The sequence below is a fragment of the Hymenobacter terrenus genome, from assembly GCF_000972495.1.
In the GTDB taxonomy this organism is placed as follows: domain Bacteria; phylum Bacteroidota; class Bacteroidia; order Cytophagales; family Hymenobacteraceae; genus Hymenobacter; species Hymenobacter terrenus.
Window position 1 is genome coordinate 97,949 of record NZ_LATM01000018.1, and the last position, 6,139, is coordinate 104,087.

Below are 6,139 nucleotides of genomic sequence, written 5' to 3' on the forward strand. Positions count from 1 at the left end.
GGCGCTGCGCGCCGGCGTCCCCTCCTTGGTAAGGAGGGGAGTTATCGTTTTCTCCCCCGTTACCTTTGTGCTATGCCCCTCTCGCTCTACAATACGCTTACCCGCAAGAAAGAAGAATTTCAGCCGTTGCACCCGCCCCAGGTAGGTGTGTATCTGTGCGGCCCCACCGTGTACAGCGAAGCCCACCTCGGCAATGCCCGGGGGCCGGTGGTGTTCGACGTGCTAACGCGCTACCTGCGCTACCGCGAATACCGGGTGCGCTACGTGCGCAACATCACCGACGTGGGGCACCTCGAAAGTGACGCCGACACTGGTGAGGACAAAATGGCCAAAGCCGCCCGTGCGGCCCGCGTCGAGCCCATGCAGGTGGCCCAGGACTTCACCAATCGCTACCGCCAGCACATGCTGGCCCTCGGCTGCCTGCCGCCCGACATCGAGCCCCAGGCCAGCGGCCACATCATCGAGCAGATTCAGATGATTGAGGAAATCATCAGCAACGGCCTGGCCTACGAGGTCAACGGCTCGGTATATTTCGACGTGCCCCACTACAACGACGAGCAGCAGCGCTACGGCAAGCTCTCGAACCGCAGCATTGAGGACCAGCTAGCCGGCACCCGCGCCAACCTTGAAGGCCAGAGCGAAAAGCGCAGCCCCCTAGATTTTGCCCTCTGGAAAAAGGCTTCGCCCGAGCACATCATGCGCTGGCCCTCGCCCTTTGGCGAAGCTCCCGGTGAGGGCTTCCCTGGCTGGCACCTCGAGTGCTCTGCCATGAGCCGCAAGTACCTGGGGGTGCTGTCCGACATTCACGGCGGTGGACTCGACCTTATGTTTCCGCACCACGAGTGCGAAATTGCGCAAAGCCAGGGCAGCCACGCCCACACCGACGAAGCACGCTTCTGGATGCACCACAACCTGATAACGGTGAACGGCACCAAGATGAGCAAGAGCCTCGGCAACTTCATTCTGCTCGGCGACTTGTTCCGGGGGCCTACCGGCGGCCTCGCGCAGGGCTACTCACCCATGGTGGTGCGTTTCTTCCTGCTGCAAGCCCACTACCGCTCACCCGTCGACGTAACCGATGATGCCCTGCGGGCTGCCGGCAAGGGCTACCGTAAGCTGATGAACGGCCTGCGTCTGCTCGACAAGCTGGTGGCTAGTGCCGGGGAAGCCGCTGGCAGCCCCACCGCCGCCGACCAACTGCTGGCCCTGGCTGATAAGCCCGCCAGCTTTCTCGACGATGACCTGAATACGCCCCGCGCCCTGGCCGCGCTCTTCGATTTGCTCAAGCGCTTCAATACCCTGGCCACGACTCCTGCCGCCCTGGCCGAAGTAGGGGCCGCGGCGCTGACTGCCGCCGCGGCCAGCTACCGCACCATGGTGCAGGATGTGCTAGGCCTGCAGGATGAGCCCCGCGCCAACGCTGAGCAATTGTTGAACCTCACCCTCAGTTTCTATTCCGAAGCTAAAGCCGACAAAGCCTACGACAAAGTTGACCTCATTCGCGCCGCCCTCAAGGACCAGGGTATTGTGATAAAAGACACCAAAGCCGGCGTAGAGTGGGCCTACAGCGAGGAGTAAGGTGTAGCGCGAAGCTCCAGCTTTGCGTCCCGTTGGTGCCGCTACAATGCAATGCTTTTAGCTGTGCCAACGTTCTGTTCAATGACGCACGAAGCTGGAGCTTCGCGCCACTGGTTCTCGCATGAAACTTCGTTTTCCTTTTGCCGCGCTAGTCGGTCTCCTCGTCCTCACCGGCTGCCCGGATAAAAAGCGGGCTGAAAATGCCGAAACCAGCACCCCGGCCGCACCTAAGCTGCCCAAGGCCCCGGTTTTTAATGCCGACTCGGCCTACGCCTTCACGGCCAAGCAGGTGGCCTTCGGCCCCCGCGTGCCCAACTCCAAGGCCCACGTTGCCTGCGGCAACTGGATGGTGGCCAAGCTCAAAGGCTACGGTCTGAAAGTGGTGGAGCAGCCGTTTGAGGCCATGACCTTCGACGGAACCAACATCCACGCCCGTAACATCATTGCCCAATACCAGCCTCAGGCCGCCCGCCGCGTGGCCATCTTCGGCCACTGGGATACCCGCCCTTTCGCCGACAATGACAAGGTGAAAAAAAATGCCCCCATGGATGGCGCCTCCGACGGGGCCAGCGCGGTGGCCGTAGCCTTGGAAATGGCCCGCGTGCTCAGCCAGCAGCCCGATAGCCTGGCCCCCAATGTGGGCGTCGACTTCATCTTTTTCGACGCCGAGGATTGGGGCCACGACGAAACAACCCAGGCGGACCTCAAAAACCAGCTCGCCGGCAGCAGCACCGATTCGTGGTGTCTGGGCTCGCAATATTGGACCACCCACCTGCTGCCCGCCAACTACAAGCCTGAATACGGCGTGCTGCTTGACATGGTGGGTGCCAAAGGCGGCGTCTTCACCCGCGAAGAAACATCGCGCAATTACGCCCGCGGCCCGCTCGATAAAATCTGGAACACCGCTGCCCAACTCGGCTACTCCGATTTCTTCCGTTTCCAAGATACCGGCGGCATTACCGATGACCACGTGTATACGAACAAGGCCGGCATTCCGACGCTGGATATCTACCACTATAATAACAGCTCCGATATCTTCCCCGCCTACCACCACGCTACCACCGACAACATGAGCATCATCGACCGCAAGACCCTGAAGGCGGTGGGACAGACCGTATTGCAGACGCTGTATATAGACTAACGGTCGGTTTCAAGAATAGTAGAAGCGCATAGTATGCTGGTAGAAGCTTTTCTACCGCGTAAGCGGTTAGTTGCTATTACACATAAAAGTACTTTCGCCTTGTCCGCATTACTTCTTAAGTAATTGTTATCATTTTTCGGATACGCCTGAGCTATCAGGGAACAGCGTCGCTCTGTTACTGGTAAGGCGTTGAAGCCAACCATGGGACAGTTGCAAGTCGGAGAATAGGCTTCTGTTGCGAGTAAGTTGAGCTCTATTACTAGCCCAATAGTTCATTCTACAAACTATTCGATGGCATCTTCCTACGCTGAGCTTCATCTGGAGGGGTTCGCCTTCCCAGTGCTGCGCTGCAGCTACTGCTTCCACCAAGTCACCGACGAGCGCGGCCGAGCCATGGCCAAAGTGCGGCACGAGCCCCTGCATTTGCACCTGAATGTGCCCGACGCCGGCAGTGAGTTGCTGCTAAACTGGGCCATAACCCCATTCAAGGCTTTGGCTGGTCGATTATTTTCTACAGTGACCAGCAGGTGCGCCTGCCGCAGGTGAGCATCAGTTTCGCCGCCGGACAGTGCGTGGGCTATAACGAAGCCTTTGATGACGGCAATACGGAGACCGGCGCCTATACCTGCACCTTGGCCATCACGGCTCCAGCGTTTGAGCTGCATGCGGGTGGTAGGCCGGCGACAGCGATAGCCGTCGCCGCGCTACAGAGTCTCAACCCAGCAACGCCCGCTCCTATGCTCGGGCTAACGAGCGCACCAGAGAATCTCTCCTGCTTGGCTCGATGATCTAGCAGTATAGTTCCAGCGTGAGATGAGCCGGGTTTCTGATAAAGACAGTTGAGTTCTTTTGCCACTGAGCACAGACAAATTCGGGCGGCGTAAGCCCGTGCGCAAGGTCTTGAGGCGTTTGGCGTGGTTGTAGGCCAGTAAAAAGGCTTGCAGATGCTGGCTAAGTTCGTCCCTAGTTTGGTAGTGCTGCTCCGCCGCTTCCTTAATCGTGCGATTCATGCGCTCGACCTGGCCATTGGTCCAACGATGAGTTGGCTTGGTGAGGCGGTGCTCCACGCCATGCTCCCAACAGATGCGGTCAAAACGGTACCCGCTGGGCAGGACCGACGCAGAAATTTGACCGCCACGATGCATTTGGCGCGGGGATGCCGTTCAGCAAAGGCTACCTTACTGGTGTGGTCAATGGCCACAAAAATGCGCTTCAAGCATTTGGGCTGTACTGGCGGCCTTCTTCGGTCTGTACTTCAGCAAAATCGACGTGCAGGTAGCCGATGGGGTAGTCCTTGCATTTCTTTTTCGGCGGGCTTTGCCACTCCTCGCTCAATGGCAGGCGGCTGATGCCATGGCGCTGGAAACAGCCGTACAGCACCGAGCGAGACAGGAGCGGAATCGTGGCCTGCAGCGCGTAGAGGCAATTGTCCAGCGGCAGGAGCATGTGCCGACGAAAGGCCTCCGATATGGCCTCCTATTCAGCGATAAGCACCGTCGAAGCAGACTCGGGACCCATCCGAACATCTTGGACAGTGGGACGCTTGCGCCACTTGGCCACCGTTTTCGGGTTGATGTTGTAGCCGGCGGCTAAGCTTTGTAAGCTTTCCTGGCCGTGTTGGATAGCGCGCCGTACTGCATGCGTTGTGCGGGCGCTGCCGTGGAGCATGTGTCCCATAAGTCTGTGCGAAATTTTAGCCCGGAAAATACACCATCACACACTGGAACTATACATTTAGTACAACGCCGAACGGCGTCGTTTTTTACTTGGTTGCCTTGCTATCAACCACTCCGGGACTTGATTTAAAACCACGTTCCAAGTATGTCCGGTTTAGCTATACCACTTCAAATTCTCAATGAGCGCGTATCTTTGGAATGCTACTGCACAATTAGACGTCCAACTTTATTCTCTTTTCGCTTTGCCTGATTCATCTGCTCCTACTGCTGTCACAACAGCCCCTATTCAGTATTTTGAGCCACTAGATATCGTTCGGTTCGTAGCTGCCACCATGATTTTGGTTACACACAGTTTTGGTCCTTGGTTGAATGTGCCGGCTGTACATGACATAACAGTCGACACTGCAGGACAGGAGGTTTGGTTGGTCCGGATGCTCACAAATACCGTTGCGAACTTTAATATTGGAGTTGATATTTTCTTTTTGATGAGCGGCTTCCTTATTACCTACCTGCTGCTAGTAGAGCGGCAACGGTATGGGCGCATTGATATTGGAAGTTTTTATATGCGGCGTGTGCTGCGCATCTGGCCGCTCTACTATTTCTGCGTGCTCATGGGTCCTGTTTTAACTCATTTTTATCGGGAAAAGGCCGTGAATTTACCTATGTTCCTCGTGTTTCTAGGTAATTTCGATCTAATGAATCACGATTGGGGTTCCACAGCCATAAATCATTTATGGTCTATCTGTGTAGAAGAGCATTTTTACCTAGTGTGGCCAGTACTTATTGCGCTGGTTCCAACACGCTATCTTACTACTGCCTTTTCCTTTGTTATTTCTTCTAGCTTTCTCGTGCGTTTATACTATCACTTTTTTGTGGAGTATCCATGGTTGAAACTTTACCTAAATACATTTTGTCGTTGGGACACCTTGGCTATAGGCTCACTATTGGCTTATTTGTATTTCTACCGATTGTTAGCTCCACAAGTGCCGCGAGCCATTCGATTATTAATTTATGGTTTGACTTTTTTACTGTTTATTAACGATAAATACGGAAAATGGGATGATGTTTTTTTAGTAACTGTCAAGAGGTACGTTTATATTAGTGTTATAGCCTTTTTCTTAGGGAATATTCTTTTTAATCCTAATTCATTGATACGTTGGCGAGGGCGCTCTGTTTTTCATTACTTTGGTAAGATTTCTTACGGTATATATATGTATCACGGATTTATTATATTTTTTATTGTCCGAGAGTTTCCTGCATTGTATAATCGTTTATTTATTGTGTGGGTACTATTAATTACGTTACTAGTATCAGCTTTGTCATATGAACTGGTGGAAAAACCTTTGCTACGTTTCAAGAGGCATTTTGATGCTTTTCGCTTGCGGCGTGTTGGGAATGCCGCAACAGCTATCCTAGCATAGATAAGCCAAGTTGCGGTGTAGTAGGCGCACGAAAGCCTGTTCGGCAAGACAGGCTAGGTTTGGGCGCTCTGACCTCCCTAACAGACTCCTAACTATGCGCGGACAGTTGCCATGCACTGCTTTCTTGATGATTTGCTCACCCTCACCTGCTAGTCATGGGCGCGACCGGCCGCCACACGCCGTCGTCCAATGGACGCACATGTGCTGACCACGGCCTTGGTAGCGGTCCGCTTTCTCTGGGGCAGCTTCCGTACCGGGCCAACGCTACCGGAGCAGTACTAGCAAACCCAAGTTGCGGCCTATAAGCCAACTTGGTCTAGGAC

Annotated in this window: 4 protein-coding genes and 1 pseudogene; 4 read left to right on the forward strand and 1 reads right to left on the reverse strand. The window is 54.7% G+C overall.

What is annotated here, in order from left to right; all coding sequences use genetic code 11:
• Window positions 1–72: 72 nt before the first annotated feature.
• The 3 genes from cysS (at window position 73) to tssD (ending at window position 3,265) form a co-directional block, all read left to right on the forward strand.
• Window positions 73–1,578: a cysteine--tRNA ligase gene (gene cysS / locus WX88_RS18820; protein WP_046245944.1), complete on the forward strand. Its 1,506-nt coding sequence runs from the start codon at window positions 73–75 to the stop codon at window positions 1,576–1,578.
• 121 nt (window positions 1,579–1,699) lie between these two features.
• Window positions 1,700–2,719, forward strand: coding sequence for a M28 family peptidase (locus tag WX88_RS18825; RefSeq protein ID WP_046245945.1), 1,020 nt, complete (start codon window positions 1,700–1,702; stop codon window positions 2,717–2,719).
• 291 nt (window positions 2,720–3,010) lie between these two features.
• Entirely contained in the window at window positions 3,011–3,265 is a 255-nt protein-coding gene (gene tssD, locus WX88_RS18830) for a type VI secretion system tube protein TssD (RefSeq protein ID WP_046245946.1), read from the forward strand.
• Between the two features lie 243 nt (window positions 3,266–3,508).
• Here the strand turns inward: tssD and WX88_RS18840 are convergent.
• Window positions 3,509–4,396, reverse strand: a pseudogene (locus tag WX88_RS18840) (integrase core domain-containing protein).
• 241 nt (window positions 4,397–4,637) lie between these two features.
• Between WX88_RS18840 and WX88_RS18845 the strand changes: the two are divergent.
• Entirely contained in the window at window positions 4,638–5,816 is a 1,179-nt protein-coding gene (locus tag WX88_RS18845; RefSeq protein WP_197076847.1) for an acyltransferase family protein, read from the forward strand.
• The last annotated feature ends 323 nt before the right edge of the window (window positions 5,817–6,139 follow it).